The sequence below is a fragment of the Dyella sp. Tek66A03 genome, from assembly GCF_052567735.1.
On record NZ_CP199584.1, the window covers coordinates 788,118 to 808,086 of the forward strand.

A 19,969-nucleotide genomic window follows, 5' to 3' on the forward strand; every position below is an offset into this window, starting at 1 on the left:
GTTCGGTGCTTTTCTTCGCACGCTGCGCTGGAATTGCGTCACTGCTACTGACCCCACCTTGTTTCAGTCGCCGTTCCGAGCAGGAATACGCCTTGATGCCGTTGCAAAAGGCACTCCGGCTCCCACGCGTCAACCTGTTCATCGCGGACGACGTGGGTCTCTAATACCTAATAGAAACTCCAATTCCTTAATTAGAGTTTCCAACAAACGAGCCCGTCTGCTTACAGCGAAAATAATAATGGTTCTGACCAGCATGCTGGACTAGCGATGTAAGCAGCTGTCGCCTTCTTTGGCCCGCTCCCGACTTTGCGCTGCCCCGTTTGGTCCCTTTGGATCAGGGGCTCGCATTGCTCAATGGTCGCCCTCGAAAAGCCGGGCGTCGGTTGGGGCGGGTTGCCGAGTGACGCTGCGTTCCCCGGTGCTGGGGTGCTCCTAAGAATGGCCCCGATCAGAATACGATGAAAGCCATTTCGGGGAATGCTTCCAGGGCAGACGTAGGCGGCCGGCGTCGTCAAGGGCCACCTTTACAGATTGGCCGCGCATACAGCGTTTCCGGCGCGATGGCTCAACACCCGAAGCGTCTTGCGAATCCCGGAGCCTGCACATCTCTGGCGACACAGGGACAGGTGTCTCTATTGACTCTCAAGTCGCCACTTAGAGGAGCGCCATGGCTTCGTTGCGGCCCAGGTCCGACGGCAGAGGACAAGGGCCAACGTTTGCAGGTCCAGTGAAGAGTTTCGAGCCGGCGGGGCCAGGATAAGGAAAAGCTTAATGCTTTTGTTAAACTATTCCCACAATTACTCGACCTGGCACAGCATGGCCATCCCAAGGCTTTCCAAGCCGCAGCATTCCAGATCGCCCAGCCATGAGCGGCGCGGCAATTCGTTATGACGTACGCGAAGAGGCTGGACGTGGGCCAATTGGCAACGATCCGCGAGCGCCTGGTCCGCATGCATTACGAAAGTGGGGTGGGACACATCGGCGGCAACTTGTCTGCGATCGATGCCCTTGCGGTTCTGTTCAATGAGCGGATGGGCGCGGAGGATCATTTCGTTCTTTCCAAGGGACACTCCGCCGGCGCACTCTATGTCGCGCTGTGGAGCGCGAACAGGTTGTCGGATGAAGATCTCACGACATTCCACCGCGATGCGACACTGCTGGCGGGCCACCCCCCGGCCAATGGCATCGACGGGGTGTTGTTTGCCACGGGAAGTCTTGGCCATGGCCTGTCACTGGCTGCCGGGACAGCGCTTGCCTTGCAACTCAAGCGTCAGCAGGGTCGGGTTTTCTGCCTAATGTCCGATGGAGAGTGGCAGGAGGGCTCGAGCTGGGAGGCGCTGATATTCGCCTGCCATCAAGGACTGGCGAATTTGACGGTACTAGTCGATCACAATCGCTTGCAGGGCTTCGGCACGACGGACGAGGTCGCCTCGATGGCGCCTCTCTGGGAAAAACTCGGCGGCTTCGATCTCGACCTCCAGATCATCCAGGGTCATGACCTGGATGCGATCCGCAGTTCGCTGGATCAAAACTCGCAACGTCCCCGCCTGATCGTCTTGGATACGATCAAGGGCAAAGGTGTCTCTTTCATGGAGAATCGCATGGAGTGGCATTACCTGCCGCTCGACGAAGCGAATTATTTGCAGGCCATCGAGGAGCTTGCTCGTCGATGAGAAAGCAATTATGCGACGCGCTGGTGAATCGCGCACAGAAACCGGACATGGTCTTTCTGACCGGCGACCTCGGTTTCATGGCGCTCGAGCCGCTTCAAGAGGCACTGGGCGAGCGATTCATCAATGCCGGTGTTGCCGAGCAAAACATGATTTCTGTCTCTGCCGCACTCGCCCGTCAAGGGCTCGATGCCTGGGTCTACAGCATTGCGCCTTTCTGCTATGCCAGACCTTTTGAGCAGATACGCAACGATATTACGTTCCACGGCCTTCCCGTAAAGCTTATAGGAAATGGCGGCGGTTACGGCTATGGGGTGATGGGCCCCACCCATCACGCTATCGAAGACTATGGCGTCCTGCTTACCCTTCCGAACATCAAGGCGTACATCCCGGTTTTCGATCACGACGTCGGCGACGTCGTATCGCTGGCCGGCGCAAGCCCCTTGGCCAGCTATATCCGACTAGGACGCGGCGAACAGCCGGCGGATTTTCAGGTGCCGGCCTACGCGCCTTGGCGTTGCCTCACTCGTGGCACCGGCCTCCCGGTTATCGTAGTCGGGCCGTTGGCTGGCACCTATATCGAAGCCTTCCGTATGATGCATCAGTCTGATCGCCCCAATCTCTGGGCCATTTCGGAGCTGCCGCTCGCCCACAATCCGCCTCCTGACGAGCTGCTCGCGCAAATCGCGCGGCTCGGTCGTGTGTGCATCGTGGAGGAACATGTCGAGCGCGGTGGCTTTGCCGCTGAATTCGCGCTGCATATGATGCGCAATGGCCTAGCTGCCCGCATCAAGCTGCTATGTGCACGCGCGCATCACTATGCCCGCTACGGCTCGCAATCGTATCTACGCAAAGAGTCTGGCCTTGACCCCTCAAACCTTCTCACCGCCCTGGCCGAGCTGTCCCAAGCATGACTGACCCGACTTCACATATTCGCGCACTGGCCGGGCCGATTATCGTACCGGGCGCAACCGGATTCGTTGGTGCGAACCTGTTTCACACCATTCGCGCGGTGCGCTCCGACGTCTATGCGGTGGTGCAGAAGGAAAAGAATTGGCGCCTCGCCGATGTTAGCGACATTCATATCGTCGCAGCCAATCTCACCGATCCTGCGGCGGTCAAAAATCTAGTCGATGTGACTGCCCCCAAGACCGTGTTCGATTGCGTGGCCTACGGTGCCTATTCCTTCGAGCAAGACCAGCAGCTCATTTACCAAACCAACTTCAACTCGCTAACCGCCATGGCCCAGCTGCTTGCGGATCGCTCCATCGCCGCTTACGTGCACGCCGGAACCTCATCCGAATACGGCACCAACAGCGCAGGTCCAACCGAAGATGCCGTTTGCGCTCCCAACAGCCACTACGCAGTCTCGAAACTCGCCGCGTCGGAATACCTTCAATACATGGGGAGAACGCACGCTTTTCCGTGCATCAATCTGCGGCTTTATTCCGTTTACGGTCCGCTTGAGGACAGCTCGCGGCTGATACCGAATCTTCTGCGCAAAGCGCTTGCGCATACCCTACCAGCCTTCGTCGATGAACGAACATCCAGAGACTTCGTTCACGTCGACGACGTCAGCGCCGCCTTCATTCTGGCGGCTGCAAAAATGAATCCGACCCTTTACGGGGAAAGCCTCAATATCGGGGCGGGGCGAAAGGTCACCATCGGTGAGTTGGCAGACATGACTCGCTCGCTTTTCAATATTGAGGAAGCGGCCAGCTTCGGCACCATGCAGGGACGATCCTGGGATCTTTCCGATTGGTATTCCGACCCGGCCAAGGCCGAGCGACTTATCGGCTGGTGCGCACAGATTCCGTTGGAACAGGGGTTGCTGGACACCGCCAAGTGGATCGCCAGCCTGACCGAGGAGGAGCTGGCCCTCCGCTCAAAGAAGGCCACGCAAGGCAAGCGCCGCTCCATTTCGGCGATCATCGCTTGCTACAAGGACGAGCCGGCAATTCCCGTCGTGCATCGCCGGCTGACGGAGACGTTCACCAAGCTCGGCATCGACTACGAAATCATCTTCGTCAATGACGGCAGCCCGGATGATAGCGCTGAGCAAATACGGAGAATCTCTCAGGCAGACCCGCACGTCATCGGCATTTCTCATTCGCGCAATTTCGGATCGCAGATGGCTTTCCGCAGCGGCATGGAGCTGGCATCGAAGGATGCCGTCGTGCTGCTGGACGGAGATTTGCAGGATCCGCCGGAGTTGATCGAGGCATTTCATGCCGAATGGGAAAAAGGTCATGATGTCGTCTACGGCCGCCGCGTTCAACGGGAAATGCCCTGGCATTGGGGGCTGCTGTACAAGGCGTTCTACCGCGTCTTTGCCGCATTCAGCTACGTCAAGATTCCACTCGACGCAGGCGATTTCTCGCTGATCGATCGAAAGGTCGTGCAGTGGCTTCTGACCTGCCCTGAGCGCGATCTGTTCATGCGCGGTCTCCGTGCCTACGTCGGATTCCGACAGACTGGCGTGGACTATGTTCGTCCAGAGCGAATGTTCGGCCGCACGACCAATACGCTTTCTAAAAATATCGACTGGGCCAAGAAGGGGATTTTTTCTTTCAGCAACGTGCCGCTCACCCTGTTGACAACGACGGGACTTACTCTTCTCGGCCTGTCGCTGATAGCCGCATTAGTGGTGGCCGTACTCCGCATCATATGGCCGGATATCGCACCGCGCGGCGCCACCACTCTGCTGATCGTCATACTGATGTTTGGATCCCTCAATCTGTTCGGCTTGGGGTTGGTCGGCGAATACATCGGAAAGATCATGATCGAAGTAAAGGGAAGGCCACGTCTCATCCGTTCTGCGCTGATCCGGCACGGCGTTATCACCGATCAGACCTGCGGACCGGCCAAGCAGTAACGTGCTTCAGGATCCTTGTAAACCAACTTTCGCATCCAGGCCGCCCGAGGCGAAAACCATGCAGCTTGATGACCGACATCACCGGCCTTGCCCGATATGCCATCGCTTTCCGGCGCATGCGAAAATATTTCTGGAGGAGCGCATCGATCCGGAAAAGTTGAATGAATTTAGCTTTTCCTCTCGAAAGGAGCCCGAACATCTCTGCTATCAGATGGTCAGGTGCCCCGATTGCGATCTTGTCTATGTAGACCGCCCGCCGTCACAAGGTGCGCTGGCCAACGCTTATCACACCGCCGACTATGACAGCAGTGAAGAAGCGAACGATGCCGCCAGCAGCTATATCCGCGCTTTCACGCCGGCGCTGCTACGGATCCATAAAGGCTCGGCACTGGAAATCGGCACGGGCACCGGAATCTTTCTTGAAGAACTAACCCGGTTCGGATTTGGCGCCGTCGCCGGTGTAGAACCATCTACCGCCGCCATTGCCGCTGCGCCGGCACACCGGAGGGCGTGGATACGAGAAGGCATCTTTGTCGGCGAGGACTTCCCTGCCGCGTCATTCGATCTCATCTGCTGCTTCATGACGCTGGAACATGTACGCGATCCGCTAGACATTGCCGAATCCGCATACCGGCTTCTCAAGCCCGGCGGAGCTTTTCTTACCGTTACCCACGACTACCGTAGCAGCGTGAATCGCCTTCTAGGAGGACGCTCTCCCATCATCGACATCGAGCACATGCAGCTTTTTTCCGGCCGGAGCGTTTCGGCGCTGCTCGAACGTGCCGGTTATGTGCAGGTGGAAGCAGCGCCGTTTACCAACCGATATTCCCTGCGTTATTGGAACCGGCTGATGCCCTTCCCTGCAAGCGTCAAGAAGTCGTTCAACGCCATACTTTCTGCTGTAGGGCTGGCTCAGATGAAGCTTTCTCTCAACGTCGGCAACAGTGCCGCCGTCGGCTTCAAGCCGGACGGGCAATGAGCGGAAGACCGAATCTGCAACGCTTAAGGCGTTTCTTTATATTTCTGCTGGTCGGCGGCTTGAATACGTTGTTCGGCTTTGCCGTCTACGCCGTCTTCGTCATTCATCACAGCCCGACCTGGCTTGCGCTCATTGGCGGCAACATTGCGGGCATGGTGTTCAATTTCTTCACCACTGGCCATTTCGTTTTTCTTGACGTATCGCCCACTCGCATACCGCGCTTTGCAAGCGCCTATTTGCTGATCTTTTACGCCAACCTCGAACTCATCAGCGTGGTCAACCGCTACACGCATGACGCGATCATCAGCCAGGCTTACCTGACCCCAATCTTTGCCGTGATCTCGTATTTGCTTCTTTCAAGATGGGTATTCAGCGCGGGCAAAACAGATTAACCAGCGCGCTTGCGCGTTGTGCGCCTAGCCTTTACGAAATAGCCGAGCGGATCCTCTTTCGCGCCCCAGCCGAACGTTTCCGATAAATGCGCCGCAAACAGAAAGCCCAATGCCAACGGTGCGCACACCACCACAAGCGGGAGTTTCCACAGCACGTCCAGGACCACTTTCTTTGGAACAAGTCTCGCGGCAAGAACAATCATCTTGCTAGCGATGGCGCCCAGGTCGGTTCCGCGCTCCCTTATGTCAATGTCCTCGAAACCGCTGGCATTGAAGAGAATTTCCAGGCGCTCGCGGGTGAATCGGTGGTAGTCGTGCGGAACATGATGTCTCCGAGCGGACCACGGAACGCTGAGCAAAACGGGGGATTGGTCCTTGAGTACGCGCGCGATTTCAGACAGGCAAAGCTCGGGATTTCTAGCATGCTCTAACACCTCGATGCAGATCGCGCCGTCAAACGCGCTGTCATCAAAAGGCATGATCTCGCCATCGTAGTAGGTGATGTCTTTCCGGCCGGCATGCATGCCGAAATCCGAAGCATTTCCAATATCGATGCCATGATAGGTAACATCCGCCGGAAGCCACTCCCGCCATGGGGATTCGCCCGCCCCCACATCAAGCACTTTTCCCGTCATAACCGCCAGCTCCGGCCGAAGCTGCTTGACGATGCTTCCTAGCTGAAGATCGATCAGGCACCTAATGCTGAACAACAGCGGATTATCAGAGGGAGGCCTCACCGCAATCGGTTTGAATTGCTCACTGGGCATGCGTCATCGATTCCAAAGGCTTCAACTCGCCCGATGCCGAGCCCCCAGGAAATTGTAGAGGACTTCGGCCAGCACATAGGGCACATCCCGATATCCCGACACCCTATGCCACCGAGGCTTCTGGATGCGTACTGAGCAGGCTCGATCCGCACATGCGGGCGCGAAAGGTGCCGGCTATCAAGCATACAATACCGCACCGATCGCCGGTGGCGATCGCTCGTGCTCGCCACGATGAACGGGTGACCAAGTCGATTTGTCCCCATATGGATATCTGCCTATGAGTGGCCGTTTCAGCATCAATCAGCATCAATCCCTTCCATGGACATGGCAACGGCTCGGGTTCTTCGCAGTTGTTGCAGGATTTATCGATGTGCTGCTTATGCTGGCCGGCGCCAGGCATAGCGTCCAGACGATGCTTGCGCCATTTATCGGCGTGTTCGTCGTGACCATATCGGGAGAATGGTTGCTGGCACTTGTCGGGCCTGCTCTTACGGCCGTGCTTCCGGCCGCCTTTGTGACGGGAGCCGCGGCCATGATGATGGCCATGCTGGCGTTAAGCAGCCTGTTCAACGTGACTGCACAAACAGCCTTCATTATTTGCGCGTTGCTAATTGCGTTAACGTACCTGGCTTGTCCAGTCGCAAGACACGCCATAAAGCCTGTTTCATCACAAGATATTCCCGCAACGCTATTCCTTGCCGTTCTCATAGGCTATTTCTGCCGGGATGTCGCTGCATTCTTTCCGTCCGCGACGGCGGGGGGAGCGCTTCCAATATGGACGGACTACTACGTCCATGGAACAGTGATTGCCTCCTTCGGTGATCCGCTGGCAGTAAAAGAGGGCAACATTCTACTAGCCCATGCGCCGCGCCCGTTTTATCACTACGGCTCCTTCATGCTTCCCGCAGCGCTGCTGCCGGCATCCGGCCTTCCAGGTCTAGCGCTGGCCCTGGCGACACTGCTTCCGCTCGGCCTACTGATCGGAGCCTTGGGTCTCTACGCCCTGCTGGCTCAGATGACCAGCAGGGCGATGGCGCTGTTTGTCGTGCTGTGCGTCGCGTGCCTGCCGGATGCCTCGTACTACTGGATGCAGAACGGCTTCTACGGATTTCGCTGGCTGCTGTACACCGCCCCTGGCTCGGGCTACGCGCTGGGTGTCGCGGCAATGGCTGCCACGTGTCTCCTGCATGGACTAAGAACCAAGAAGCAGGCGTCCAATGCACTGGGACTTTTTCTGCTTTTGTCGCTTTTCATGATTCGCCTTCACTTCTTCGTACTCCTCGCACCTGCGTTCGCGGGGACGTGGTTGCTAGCGCAATGGCGAATTTCTCCAAGGAAGAAGGCTCTTTTGGCATGCTTAAGTTTTGCGCTCGCCTTTGTGGCCTCCATCAGTCTTTTGTCTTGGCAGCCCGGACTACGGGCCATGCTGCAACCGATTCAGTACGCCGAAGGCACGTTGAATTTCGGTCCCCCCGATTACTTGCAGTTTCTCCAGCACACCGAGGCATCAATGCCTTTGGCGGCATCGCTGGCACTGCTCGTCGCCATGCTGTTGGCGGCGACACTGGGCGTGTTATTGATCGGCCTTCCACTTGTCACTGCAGTCTGGGCTAGAAGCGGTCGTTGGGAGGATTTCGATTGGCTGCCCTGGTTGCTGTGCGTCGCGTATTCACTATTGATTTTGCTGGCGCCAACCGGGCTGAATACGGACGCATCGGAGCTGAAGCATCGGCACTTCATACTTCTTTATGCGATCGCCGGAGCATGGAGCATCGCCCGTAGTGCGCAATGGGCATCGCAATTTGCCCTGAATGACCGGCGAGTTGACTATGTCTTGTGGCCCGCCTCCGCCGCCGTTCTTCTGCTGACCATGACGTTGGGCCGCGATGTCAACCCGGGGAAACCATCCTTGATTCACATGCCATGGGCAAGTGGCTTTTTTGACGTACCGGTCGCGCCGGGCATCGCCCAGACGGGCGCCTATATTCGCGCACACTCAGAGCAAGGCGACCTTATGGTCATGAGTGGTGAAGCCATGCGTGGTTACATGCAAAGCAGGCAAACTGAGCTTATCGGCTTCGCCGATGTAGCGACCTATCTAGGCCGGACCGAGTTGCTTGAGAAACAGCGTGGAATCGCGTCCACTCTGGCGAGCGAGCGCGCCGCAGAGGTCAACAATGTAGTGACTGCCGCTGCATGGGCCGCGGCCTGCGCTCGTTTGAATCAAATGGGCGTCCGCTGGTATGTCGAAAACCAGGCCGGCCTGCCGAGCTGGGATCCATCACACAGCGAAGCCGTGTTCAGCGCGGCAGAGTTTTCCATCTACGATGCAGGTTCCGAGCCTCGAAGCCGTTGCAACAACGCCGCGCATTGAGGGGGAATTCTCGATCGCTCGCCATCGCTCGAAAATTGGCGTTCGCGCACTTTCCGCAGACACCATCCTAGCTTCATCCCTTCGCCGGTGCCTGACAAGGCGCATAGTCCCAAGAGTTTTGATAGTACGTCTTGAATATCCAGTCCAATCCGTCGAGCTCGCATTCGAAGCTCTAGCGGAGCGTGCTGCTTCGGTCGCGCATCCATGCGCCGAGGGTGTGTGCGGTGAGCGGGCTGCCCAGCAACGTCACGGGCCGCGCATTGAGCTTGCCGAAGATTTCACTGTGCACCCGATCCGAACGCAAGGCATAGCCATGCCGCGCGTTTGCACCAGATGGGTACACTGTAGGTTCGACAGCGCCTCGCGGATCGGCGCGGGCGGCGATCCGATGACGTCCCCAGTACACTGCTGCTCAGTGGCCCTGAACCGCTGATCGCAGCATGCTGAAGTTGTCGCAGTACCTCAGAGCTTTTCACCTCATCATGGATAATTACGGCACGCACAAGACCGAGAAAGTGCGCGCCTAGTTTGCCGCCCATCCGCGTTACCACGTCCATTTCACGCCCACCTCGGCCTCATGGCTCAATTTGGTCGAACGCTTCTTCGGTCAAAGCAGCGCGCAGTGGATCAAGCGCAACGCCCACACCAGCGTGGCCGATCTGGAACAATCCATCTGCAATTACATCGACACCTACAACGCCGATCCGAAACCTTTCGTCTGGCACAAGAGCGCAGACACCATCTTGGTTGCTGTCGCGCGGGCTGCGGCTAAACTTTCTTAATATTATTTTTGAGACACCACACTAGACCAAGTGGCGGGAAATCATAGACTATCCTGATTAGCCCCGAGCCTCAGCCATGAAAATTGTCGGCCATGCGCAGGGCAGGCTCCGCATGAGGCTTGCACAGCATCATCGCTCGGGCCAGACGGGGCAGCATCTCGCGCAGACGAAACCGGCGATTGAAGCGATGCGCGGCTTCCGCCAGATAGCGCCGCGCGTATTTGCCCTGACGGATAGCGTGGTAGCTCCCGCTGATGGCGCAATTGACGTTGCCCAGCAACACGTTGACCCAGCGTGCCCCGCGCACCTCACAGGCGGCCCGCCCGCCGGCAGTTTCCGGGACGGTGTGGGCGTGCCCGGCATCGACAAAGCGGCTGAAGCAGAACAGGCCGTCGCTGAAGACCTCGGCCTCCGGCGCCAGATGACGCGACTGCCAGTCCCGGATGCTCGCATCATCGAAGCCAAGCACTGGCTCGATGACAGCATGGGCCGGATGTTCCAGATCGACATCGGTCTCCACGGCGATCAGGAAGGCCTGCTTGTTCTGCGAGCCGCGGCCCGGCTTGCCACCGTCGAGTTCCCCGCCGAAGTAGGCGTCGTCGATCTGCACAAACCCGGACAACCGGCGGGACGCTTCACGCGCGGTCATCGCGTGCATGATCTTGTGCTTGATGCGCCAAGCCGCCTTGTAGTTCACTCCCAGATGCCGCCTCAGCTCCAGCGCGGCCATGTTGGTCTTGGTCGAGGTCAGCAGGTGGATGGCCAGCATCCAGGTGCGCAACGGCAGCTTGGTCGCCTGAAAGATCGTCCCACTGAGCAGGGTCGTCTGGTGCCGACAGGCGCGACACTGGTAGTAAACCTGCTGCCCACGACGGAACCGGCAGCGCCGCCGTTCGTTGCGGGCCGGGCAGCGAAAGCCCTGCGGCCAGCGCGCCCGGTACAGTGCGCGGTAGCACTTCGCTTCGGTGCCGTACTATTGCATGAACTCCACTATCGACAGGCCGGTCAGGAACTGCACAAGATTCATCGCCATGACACACGCCCTCGCTTTCGCAGATGGCGTCATCCTCGGCCAACGCCGTCGCAAATCACGCGACGGGAGGCTGAGGTTCGGGGTTAATCAGGTAGACTATTGGGGCGACTCCCCTGGGGGAAGGGGCTCAACACTGGTCGGCGTGTTCGCTTATGGGCGAAGGCGGCTCCACCGGACGTGGTGTTATCGGCGACTTAAATACCGCCATGACGGTATCGAACACTAGGCGAGTCCATGGCCAGCAAGCTGCCGACCATTGCGCTTTATCTCTGTATTGGATTCATCATCGTCTATCTGCTGGCCAGAAATCTTCTGGCTGAAGGCACGGTTCGGCCACCCGCGCCCAGAAGGCGAGCTGCTGCGGTCGTTGCGTTACTCATTGCGATCGTTTTTCTGCAGTTTTCATCGCCCGCGCCGGGCTTGCTCGTCATCGGCTGTGCCATCGCTTCGGCTCTCATCTGTCCCGTCAGCAGAAAGATGATGCCACGCAGGATCGACTGGCCGGCTGCAGCGATGCTGTTCATGGTGTTCTGCCTTGCAGCAACGCTGGCGTGGTGGCGGCGCAGCAGCTCTGTGTTCGATATTTCCTGGCAAGAGCTGCTGATACTGCAGTTGCTGCTAGTGGCAGGCACTTGGGCGCTTGCTGTCGAGCGCGACGGCGACGGTAGTGATCGCCGCATATGGTGGTTCGCGTTTGCGGCATTCATTTTCGGCGGATTTCTGTTCCTCTTTTCGACTGGCTTATACGGTCAGCCGAGGATGCTTTGGCTCAGCTGGCATCACTGGGGTGCCTATATCGGGCCGGCACAGCTCATGCACGCCGGTGTCCGGCTTTTCCACGACGCACCGGCCCAGTATGGGCTTGGGCCCACAGCGTTGTTGGCACTGTCCTGCGGAGCCAATTGCTGGAGTGCCATGTATTTCGTGGTCGGGATTTCGAGCCTGCTGTATGGCGTGTTGCTGATGTCCATCGCCGTGCGGGTTTCCGGGTCCAGGCAAACACCGCTGCAAGTCATGCTGATTGCGTTGGTTACTTTTGCGTCAGTATTTGTTTGGACCTCATACCCACCCAATCTCGGCTCGCCGGCCCTGACGCCATCGGTGTCGGGTCTGCGCTTCCTGCCGCTAGCGTTGCTGATGTGGGCGTTGATCCGAGGTAACGACGGCATGCGCGGAGAAAAGCCTTCCGAGGCAATCCACATGCTGTGGCTTCTTGGCGTCTTGTGGTCCCCCGAGAGCGCCTTTCAGGTCACCGTCGTCTGGTGGCCCTACTACGTATGGAGCCGTGGTGCCCGAGCCGATGGACTCCATCGCTTGCGGACCTTCCTGCTGGCGAATGCGAGGCTCACGAGCTGGCTGATAGCGGGGGTTGCCTCCTTCCTGCTGATCTACCGTCTGGCATATGGAGTGATGCCAACCCTCGATGGCTATCTTGCGTACGCGATGTACCCGCCTGGACCACTGCCCGTCGATCTCTCCGGCGCAGTCTGGTTCTTCGGGGCCGTGATCGTGCTGGGGATCGTGGGCCTATATGGGCAATTGCGGACATCGCCGGACGTTCGCTCGACGCACAACATCATCGTGCTGTTGCTGGCAGCGTACGGTGCTTCCTCTTATTTCCTTGGCCGAAGCCACGACAATAACCTGCTCAATATCAGCGTTTTCTTCGCACTTTTGCTGCTGGCGTTGCGGGAAGTGAGGCAGGGCACCCTGCTGCGCATTGCTTCATGTGGGCTGCTCGCCGCGCTGCTGGTGTATCCATCGCTCGCAGGCTGGAACTCATGGGCCGACGTGGTGAAGACCAGGCTTCTTGTTGAGTTCCAACCCGACCGCGCGACCGCTAGGTTCAGCTACATGCACGCCCGCGGTATGCAGGCGAATATCAAGGCGAACCAGCTTATTGCCGGCCCGCAGCCGCCAGAGGCGATGACGGGCGACGCAGCGAGAGGCATGCGGACCCTATGGGAACAGTTCCATGAACCGGTCACGGTACTCGACCCGGCGTTTACCTTGGAGGGATCTTCCGCGGGTGCTCCATGGAGCGCTTTCCACGGACCGGAAAACTATGTGTATCTGCCGCCGCGGTTACGGCGACAGTTCCTGGCAAAGGTCGCGGCAAGGCTGAATGCGCCCGGTTGGCTCCTCATCCGGCGAGACTACCCCGTTGCGGATTGGCTATCCGACTACGACGAAGTGTATCGGCGGGATCGTACGCTAGATTTCGGAACCTACTATGCGATTCGATACGTACCTTTAGATAAGGCTCATAAATAGTCTAAACCGGGGACGTCGCCTTCCAAAGCTGGGCATCTAGCAGGCTGTTGAGAAGCTCCAATTTCCCAACCGATCGATAGCTCGTTTCTAAGGATGACCAGGCCTCCCGCGATCTGGTCGTAGCGCGACCGTCCTGCCCAGGCCCGACGTTCCCCTGCGACAGACTTTGCAGAACTATCAAACTGGCGCAAGTCATTGAAGTTCCTAGGCCCGTCCTGGCAGACTATGTTTGTTGCGATCAAGGTTTTAACTAGACCGTTATCTTGGGCCGGCGCCCACGAATAGAATTTCCAACAAGGATGCCCGACTTGCGACGGGGGAAGGCCGCCCTTGGCATGGTTGGTGACAGGCGACGAGTCGCGGCATCGAGCTCGCGCCTCATTGGCGCGAGCCCGATGCAATGCATGGCCCATGGGGTGCCGTGACGGCGACCACGGCGGCCGTCTATTTCGTATCGGATGCCAGGGTGCGTGCGCCGACGATGATCATCAACACCATCTGGGTGAGTTGAGCAATCAGCTCAGGGTCCCGTTCGCTGGGCAAATCCAGCGCCGTTGCACCCATCGCAAACACCAGGCGAGTGATGGCCTTGGCGACCAGGGCCGGCTCGTGGAGTGTCACGTTGTTTGCCGAAGACAGGCGGATCAGGTCGGTGCGCAGTTCTTCCTCGAAGAACGTCAGTTCGCGATCCACCGCGCGCTTGAATGCATCCGAGCCGGCGGTGCCCTCGCGCAGCAGCACGTGCAATAACCGGTCATCGGCGCGCACCTGCTCGATAAATGCCTCGACCGAGCCCTCCACGATGCTGCGGCCGCTCACCGCGCGATGACGCGCTGCACCCACGATCTTGCGGAGCGACTGGCCTGAGAGGTCGATCAGGGCGACCGCCAGTTCGTCGATATCGCGGAACTGCCGGTAGAAGCTGTTAGGGGCGATACCGGCCTCGCGCGCGACCTCACGCAGGCTCAGGCTGGAGACGCTGCGGTGCGGCCCCAGTAGGCGCAAGGCTGCGGCCAGAAGGTCGTCCCGCGAGATCGACGCCCGGCGGCCGGCGCCGATAGTGGTTTCAGAGGAGGTTTCGGTTTGGCCCATGGGCATGAACCACGCTGTAAAAGGAAAGAGCATACCAGTCGCGAAATAATATACAGGTGTATAGACGAATGTGCGCGCGTTTGTATAATCTGGGGCATGAACACCTCTTCGAGTCTGCCCATCCCTCGGTTGTCCCGTCTGGCACGGCGCCTGGCTGGCTATTGGGCGCCGCCACGGGTCGTCGATTTCTGGGCTTCACGGATCAGTCCGGCGTGGTCCTGGGATCGCCCCCTGGCCCGGGTCGTGGGGCACCGGCGTGAATCGAGCCATGCCTTCTCGCTGTTGCTACAACCCAATCGCCTTTGGGATGGCTTTCGGCCGGGTCAGCATCTCCATGTGGGAGCGGAGATCAATGGCACGCGGGTCAGCCGGAGTTACAGCCTGACCGAGACGCCCCGAGCAGACGGTCGCCTGGCTATTACCGTCAAGGCGATCGAGGGCGGTCGGCTCAGTCAGCACCTTTGCCATGCCACGCGGATCGGCGATGTGCTGGAAATCGGCCCGGCCTTTGGCGACATGGTCTTCCCCGATACCGTGGATAGCCCTTGGCTGTTCCTCGCTGGCGGTAGCGGCATTACTCCCTTGATCGCCATGACTCGCGAGCTGGCCGCGCGCGGGATGCCGGTACCGCTGACCCTGTTGTATTGGGTGCGGCATAGGGATGACCGTTGCTTTGTCGACGAGTTGCGGGCGCTGGCAACCAGATACCCCAACTTCCGGGTGCACTTCTTCCTGACTCGCAACGTGGCTGCGGCCGGCGATGAGGGGGAGGGACACCTAAGCGATGTCCCGTGGACGAGCTTGGTACCCGATCTGCAGGCTCGGCAGGTCTATGCCTGCGGGCCCGATGGCTTTGTGCAAAGCGCACGAGCGGAAACGGCCTCGCAGGCGCGCTCGTTTCATGCAGAAGCTTTCACGCCTCCCGCTTTTGACTTTGACGATCAGGGCAGCGTGCGAATCACGCTTGCCGCCAGTCAGCAGACAGTGAGCGTGCCCCGCGGCACAGCGTTGCTGACCGCGCTGGAGGCGGCAGGCATTACCCCGGCATCCGGCTGCCGTATGGGTATTTGCAACACCTGCGCATGCGGCAAGCGCTCTGGCGCGACCCGCAACCTGCGCACCGGCGAGCTGGAGCACGAACCCGTTTCCGCATTGCGACTCTGCATCAGCAGCGCCAGCAGCGACCTTGTCCTTGAACTGTGACCCGCCAACCTATGCCCCGTCATTCCCGCAATCGCAAGCTAACTAGCGCAGAACTCGGCCACTTCGGCGCTGAACTGGATGCGCTGCGCACCCGCACCGTCGCCACGCTGGGGCAGGGCGATGCCAATTACATCCGCCGCATCGTTGCCGCCGTGCGCTATACGGGTTTCGCTGGGCGCCTGTTGCTGATGATCGGCGCGATCGGCGGTGCCTTCGTGCATGCCGTGCTATGGCCCGCTTGTATCGCCGGCACGCTGTTGCTGGCGTTGTCCAAGATCCTGGAAAACATGGAGCTGGGTCACAACGTGATGCACGGCCAATATGACTGGATGCGTGATCCGGCGTTGAATGGCCGCACCTACGAATGGGATATCGCCGGCACCAGCGATAACTGGCGCAAGACGCACAACTACAGCCATCACACCTGGACCAACGTCCGCGGCATGGACGATGACATCGGCTATGGCTTGCTGCGTCTGTTTCCCGAGCAGCGCTGGAGGCCGTTCTATCTCGCGCAGCCGGTGATTGCCGTGATCTTCGCGCTCTTGTTTGAGTGGGGTGTTGCCATCCAGGATCTGCGTCTGGGTCGATGGCTCACCGGGCGTGTCACGACGGCGCAACTACGCGAGAAGTTTCGCCCGGTGGGCCGCAAGATGGCTCGACAGCTGCTGAAGGACTACGTGCTCTTCCCGTTGTTGGCTGGGCCGTTCTTTCTGCCGGTATTGCTTGGCAACGTGGTCGCCAACGTGCTGCGCAATATCTGGACGTACACCATCATTTTCTGTGGGCACTTCACGGCAGATGCCGAGGTTTTTTCCAAGGACTCGGTACAAGGTGAATCGCGTGGCCAGTGGTATCTGCGCCAGCTGCGAGGCTCATCCAACCTTACCGGTGGCTGGTTGATGAACCTGATGTCTGGGAATCTGAGTCACCAGGTCGAGCACCACTTCTACCCCGATATACCGGCCAATCGCTACGCGGCGATGGCGGTCGAGGTACGCGAGATTTGCGCGCGCTACGGCCAGCACTACAACACGGGATCGCTGCCTAAGCAGTTTGGCCAGGTGATATGGCGCATCTTGCGGCATGCATTTCCCAGCCGCCCGGTGGCACGACTGGGTTCGCCCCAAGCAACGGGCTGAGGAAGGCTGCCGGCGCGCAGGGTTGTTGGTGCGGCTATCGATCAGTACTTCGTTAATTAAAAAGCCGCGCAACATGCGCGGCTTTTTAATTAACGCTAACGGGAGGATCTCAGGATCGGCCGTAAACATCTTCCTATGGGACGACGTCGTGCTCGCCGAGGTAGCTGCCGAACACTACGGACCCAAGGATGATGGCGTTCAATAAGCTACGACGTCCCCCCACTTTTAGGGTCGAAAGTGGGGCCAAGCGGGCTTGGCCAAATTGGCGTGGCGTGATGTCACCGTCCGCCAGGTGCGGGAATTCATGATTAAAAAGACCAAGGGCGGCAACCGGCCGCGCAAGGCGATCCGGTTCAGTGCGCCGAGGAGACCACCGGCTGCGGCCATGATCAGCGAGCCCATCGGAATCCCGCCACACTTGTCACTCCCACGGTTGGATGCTTGGCGCTAAAACTATTGCGTGACCCACAGCCGGCGATGAGCAGAAGGAAATATCGCTTCAGCCCGAAGGCATGGGACCTCGCCCAACATTAGGAGGTTGCTGAGCCATGATTACCTCACCTGAGAACGAGCGGAAACGCGGACAGCTCGCCATGAGCACGCCACCGATCGTGTCACCGCGGGAGTGGGAGGCGGCGCGCGCGCAGTTGCTCGTGAAGGAGAAGGCCTTGACCCGTGCTCGTGACGCGCTGGCCGCCGAGCGCCGGCGGATGCCGTGGCTGGCCGTGGAGAAGGAGTATGCGTTCGACGGACCTGCGGGCAAGGCGAGCCTGCTCGACTTGTTCGACGGCCGCCGTCAGCTCATCGTCTACCGTGCCTTCTTCGAGCCAGGCGTGTTCGGCTGGCCCGAGCATGCCTGCCGTGGCTGCTCCATGGTGGCCGACCAGGTTGCCCACCTTGCCCATCTGAACGCCCGCGACACTACCCTCGCGTTCGTCTCGCGCGCGCCGCAGACGGACATCGCGCGCGTGAAGGCACGCATGGGCTGGGAGATGCCGTGGTACACCATCACGGACGGCTTCGACAGCGACTTCGGCGTGGACCAGTGGCACGGCACGAACGTGTTCTTCTGCAACGGCGACCGCGTGTTCCGTACCTACTTCATCAACAACCGTGGCGACGAGGCGATGGGGAGCACCTGGAGCTATCTCGATGTGACTGCGCTCGGGCGCCAGGAGGCGTGGGAGGACTCGCCGAAGGGCTATCCCCAGACCCCTCCGTACACCTGGTGGAATTGGCACGACGAGTACGCCGACGCCTCGCCCGACCCGCGGTGGGGTGAGGTGGTGGAGGCCGCCTTAAGCAGCGTGGCAGAACCGCGATGACTGGCACGGCGATGTACGCGAGCGATTTCGCGTGGATGTAACGCGTCACGGTGCAATGTCCCTCCGCTCGGCCAACACGAGCGGAGGAGACCGTTATGCCGAAGGTGCTTCGTTTTCCCCTGATCGCCATAACACTTGCCACTCTCGTGCTCAGTGTCGGTGCAAATGGCCAGGATGCGTCGCAGCCCGCCCAGTCGGCTGCACAACCGAAACGAACCATCTTTGACCGTCACGATCAGAGCGATGTGCCCGGCAAGGAAATCGTCATTGGCACGGCGGAGTTACCCGCGGGAGCCGTTATCGGCTGGCACGTGCATAACGGGGACGAGTCGGGCTATGTCATCAAAGGCAATCTCGTGCTGAAGACACGCGGTCAGCCGGATCGGGTACTCAAAGCCGGAGACTATTTCTTCAATCCGCGTGGTGCCGTTCATAGCCTGGTTGCAGCCCCTGGCACGGATGGCGGGGTCGCGCTTTCGACGTGGGTCGTCGACAAGGGCAAGCCGCTTGCCGAGCCGGTGAAATAGGGCCCATGTATGGGTGCGTGCCGATGATGGGGCTGCGATTGCTACTGGGATATCGGAAATGCTTCACATAGAAAAAAGCCGTGCAATGCACGGCTTTTTTCTCTGATCTGAAGAGCGGCTCAAGACCGGCCGTAAACGTCTTCCAGTCGAACGATGTCGTCTTCGCCGAGATAGCTGCCGGATTGCACTTCGATGATTTCGAGCGGCACCTTGCCCGGGTTACGCAGTCGATGCACGCTGCCGAGCGGAATATAAGTGCTCTGATTCTCGCCAAGCAGAAACACGCGTTCGTCGCAGGTAACTTCGGCGGTGCCTGACACCACAATCCAGTGTTCAGCACGATGGTGGTGCTTCTGAAGGCTCAGCGATGCGCCGGACTTCACCACGATGCGCTTGACCTGGAAACGCTCGCCAGATTCGAGGGAATCGTAGCTTCCCCACGGACGACGGACTACGCGGTGCAATGAGTGCTCCGTGCGACCCGCGGCCTTGAGTTCGTCGACCACCCGCTTGACGTCTTGCGCGGCATCACGATGTGCGACCAGCGTGGCATCGGGCGTGGTGACCACGATGAGGTCATCTACGCCCACCGTGGCCAGCAGATGATGTTCGTGCGAACGCAGCAGGGAGTTTTGAGTATCCACCGTGATGGTGTCACCCTCGCGCAAGTTGCCCTGTGCGTCGCGGGCTCCGGCAAGCCAGAGGGCAGACCATGAGCCGATGTCGCTCCAGTCGCAGGCGACAGGGATCACCGCTGCACGCTGGGTCTTCTCCATCACGGCATAGTCGATCGAGTTGTCCGGCACCTTGGCGAAGGCATCGCTATCGATGCGCACAAAATCCAGATCCGTATTGGCGGAAGCATGGGCGGCGCGCACGGCGGCGAGCATCGTCGGCGCATGTTCCGCCAACTCTTCGAGGTAGCGCGAGGCCTTGAACAGAAACATGCCAGAGTTCCAGTCATAGCCGCCCTCGGCGAGATAGGCCTCTGCGGTGGCGAGAACGGGTTTCTCGACGAATCGATCGACACGGTAAGCGTCGTCACCAATCGATTCCGCGCGACGGATATATCCGAAGCCTGTTTCGGGGCGATCCGGGCGGATACCGAAGGTCACCAGCCAGCCCTGGCGTGCCACCGGCAAGGCTCTCTGGACACCGTCGGTAAAGCTCTTTGCATCGCCGATCAGGTGGTCGGCCGGCAAGACCAACAGAAGCGCTTCCGGATCCCTCTCAATCGCTTGGAGGGCGCCCAGGGCGATGGCCGGCGCCGTGTTGCGTGCCGTGGGTTCGAGCACGATCGTGGCGCCCTCGACACCCGACTCCAAAAGCTGCTCGGCGGCGAGGAAGCGATGATCCTCGCTAGCGACAACGATGGGGGCGGCCACGTCCTGAAGCAGGCGTGTGCGTTCCAAGGTCTGCTGGAACAAGGTGCCTTGCCCGGTCAACGACAGGAACTGCTTGGGCAGATTCTTGCGCGACACCGGCCACAGCCGAGTGCCGCTGCCACCGCTGAGTATGAGAGGGATCAACATGG

General features: G+C 59.5%; 14 protein-coding genes and 2 pseudogenes. 12 read left to right on the top strand and 4 right to left on the bottom strand.

The window, feature by feature from the left end:
- Positions 1-887 precede the first annotated feature (887 nt).
- Genes ACT01B_RS03480 through ACT01B_RS03500 form a run of 5 tightly spaced genes read left to right on the top strand, consistent with a single transcriptional unit; the run spans position 888 to position 5,916 of the window.
- Positions 888-1,673, top strand: coding sequence for a transketolase (locus ACT01B_RS03480; RefSeq protein WP_445145999.1), 786 nt, complete (start codon positions 888-890; stop codon positions 1,671-1,673).
- Positions 1,674-1,720: 47 nt separating this feature from the next.
- The gene (locus ACT01B_RS03485) at positions 1,721-2,584 is read left to right on the top strand and encodes a hypothetical protein (RefSeq protein ID WP_445146000.1); all 864 of its coding nucleotides are present in this window, start codon (positions 1,721-1,723) and stop codon (positions 2,582-2,584) included.
- Positions 2,581-4,545, top strand: a complete 1,965-nt coding sequence (locus ACT01B_RS03490) for an NAD-dependent epimerase/dehydratase family protein (RefSeq protein ID WP_445146001.1) — start codon at positions 2,581-2,583, stop codon at positions 4,543-4,545. Before ACT01B_RS03485 ends, ACT01B_RS03490 begins: the two co-directional genes overlap by 4 nt.
- A 58-nt stretch (positions 4,546-4,603) precedes the next feature.
- Positions 4,604-5,524: a class I SAM-dependent methyltransferase gene (locus ACT01B_RS03495; protein ID WP_445146002.1), complete on the top strand. Its 921-nt coding sequence runs from the start codon at positions 4,604-4,606 to the stop codon at positions 5,522-5,524.
- The gene (locus ACT01B_RS03500; protein WP_445146003.1) at positions 5,521-5,916 is read left to right on the top strand and encodes a GtrA family protein; all 396 of its coding nucleotides are present in this window, start codon (positions 5,521-5,523) and stop codon (positions 5,914-5,916) included. The genes ACT01B_RS03495 and ACT01B_RS03500 overlap by 4 nt, the downstream gene beginning before the upstream one ends.
- Here the strand turns inward: ACT01B_RS03500 and ACT01B_RS03505 are convergent.
- On the bottom strand, positions 5,913-6,683 hold the full coding sequence (locus tag ACT01B_RS03505; RefSeq protein WP_445146004.1) for a methyltransferase domain-containing protein: 771 nt from the start codon (positions 6,681-6,683) through the stop codon (positions 5,913-5,915). The two genes, ACT01B_RS03500 and ACT01B_RS03505, sit on opposite strands and share 4 nt — an antisense overlap.
- A gap of 277 nt (positions 6,684-6,960) precedes the next feature.
- Here ACT01B_RS03505 and ACT01B_RS03510 point away from each other — a divergent pair, with 277 nt between their 5' ends.
- Complete coding sequence (locus ACT01B_RS03510; RefSeq protein WP_445146005.1) at positions 6,961-9,057, top strand: hypothetical protein; 2,097 nt, start codon at positions 6,961-6,963, stop codon at positions 9,055-9,057.
- Positions 9,058-9,530: 473 nt separating this feature from the next.
- Positions 9,531-9,839, top strand: a pseudogene (locus ACT01B_RS03515) (transposase); the annotation flags it as partial.
- 70 nt (positions 9,840-9,909) lie between these two features.
- On the opposite strand, the pseudogene ACT01B_RS03520 reads toward ACT01B_RS03515, so the two are convergent.
- A pseudogene (locus ACT01B_RS03520) lies at positions 9,910-10,872 on the bottom strand (IS1595 family transposase).
- 234 nt (positions 10,873-11,106) lie between these two features.
- Here ACT01B_RS03520 and ACT01B_RS03525 point away from each other — a divergent pair.
- Positions 11,107-13,146 carry a hypothetical protein gene (locus ACT01B_RS03525; protein ID WP_445146006.1) on the top strand — a complete coding sequence of 680 codons (2,040 nt, stop codon included), beginning with the start codon at positions 11,107-11,109 and terminating at the stop codon, positions 13,144-13,146.
- Between the two features lie 444 nt (positions 13,147-13,590).
- On the opposite strand, the gene fabR is transcribed toward ACT01B_RS03525, so the two are convergent.
- On the bottom strand, positions 13,591-14,238 hold the full coding sequence (fabR, locus tag ACT01B_RS03530) for an HTH-type transcriptional repressor FabR (RefSeq protein WP_445146007.1): 648 nt from the start codon (positions 14,236-14,238) through the stop codon (positions 13,591-13,593).
- Positions 14,239-14,334: 96 nt separating this feature from the next.
- Between fabR and ACT01B_RS03535 the strand changes: the two genes are divergently transcribed.
- The 4 genes from ACT01B_RS03535 (at position 14,335) to ACT01B_RS03550 (ending at position 18,435) form a co-directional block, all read left to right on the top strand.
- Positions 14,335-15,441, top strand: a complete 1,107-nt coding sequence (locus ACT01B_RS03535; protein WP_445146008.1) for a ferredoxin reductase — start codon at positions 14,335-14,337, stop codon at positions 15,439-15,441.
- 11 nt (positions 15,442-15,452) lie between these two features.
- Positions 15,453-16,583, top strand: a complete 1,131-nt coding sequence (locus ACT01B_RS03540) for a fatty acid desaturase family protein (RefSeq protein WP_445146009.1) — start codon at positions 15,453-15,455, stop codon at positions 16,581-16,583.
- Between the two features lie 548 nt (positions 16,584-17,131).
- Positions 17,132-17,908 carry a DUF899 domain-containing protein gene (locus ACT01B_RS03545; protein ID WP_445146010.1) on the top strand — a complete coding sequence of 259 codons (777 nt, stop codon included), beginning with the start codon at positions 17,132-17,134 and terminating at the stop codon, positions 17,906-17,908.
- Between the two features lie 95 nt (positions 17,909-18,003).
- The gene (locus ACT01B_RS03550) at positions 18,004-18,435 is read left to right on the top strand and encodes a cupin domain-containing protein (protein WP_445146011.1); all 432 of its coding nucleotides are present in this window, start codon (positions 18,004-18,006) and stop codon (positions 18,433-18,435) included.
- 119 nt (positions 18,436-18,554) lie between these two features.
- Here ACT01B_RS03550 and ACT01B_RS03555 read toward each other — a convergent pair whose 3' ends face one another.
- Entirely contained in the window at positions 18,555-19,967 is a 1,413-nt protein-coding gene (locus tag ACT01B_RS03555; protein WP_445146012.1) for a mannose-1-phosphate guanylyltransferase/mannose-6-phosphate isomerase, read from the bottom strand.
- Positions 19,968-19,969: the final 2 nt, after the last annotated feature.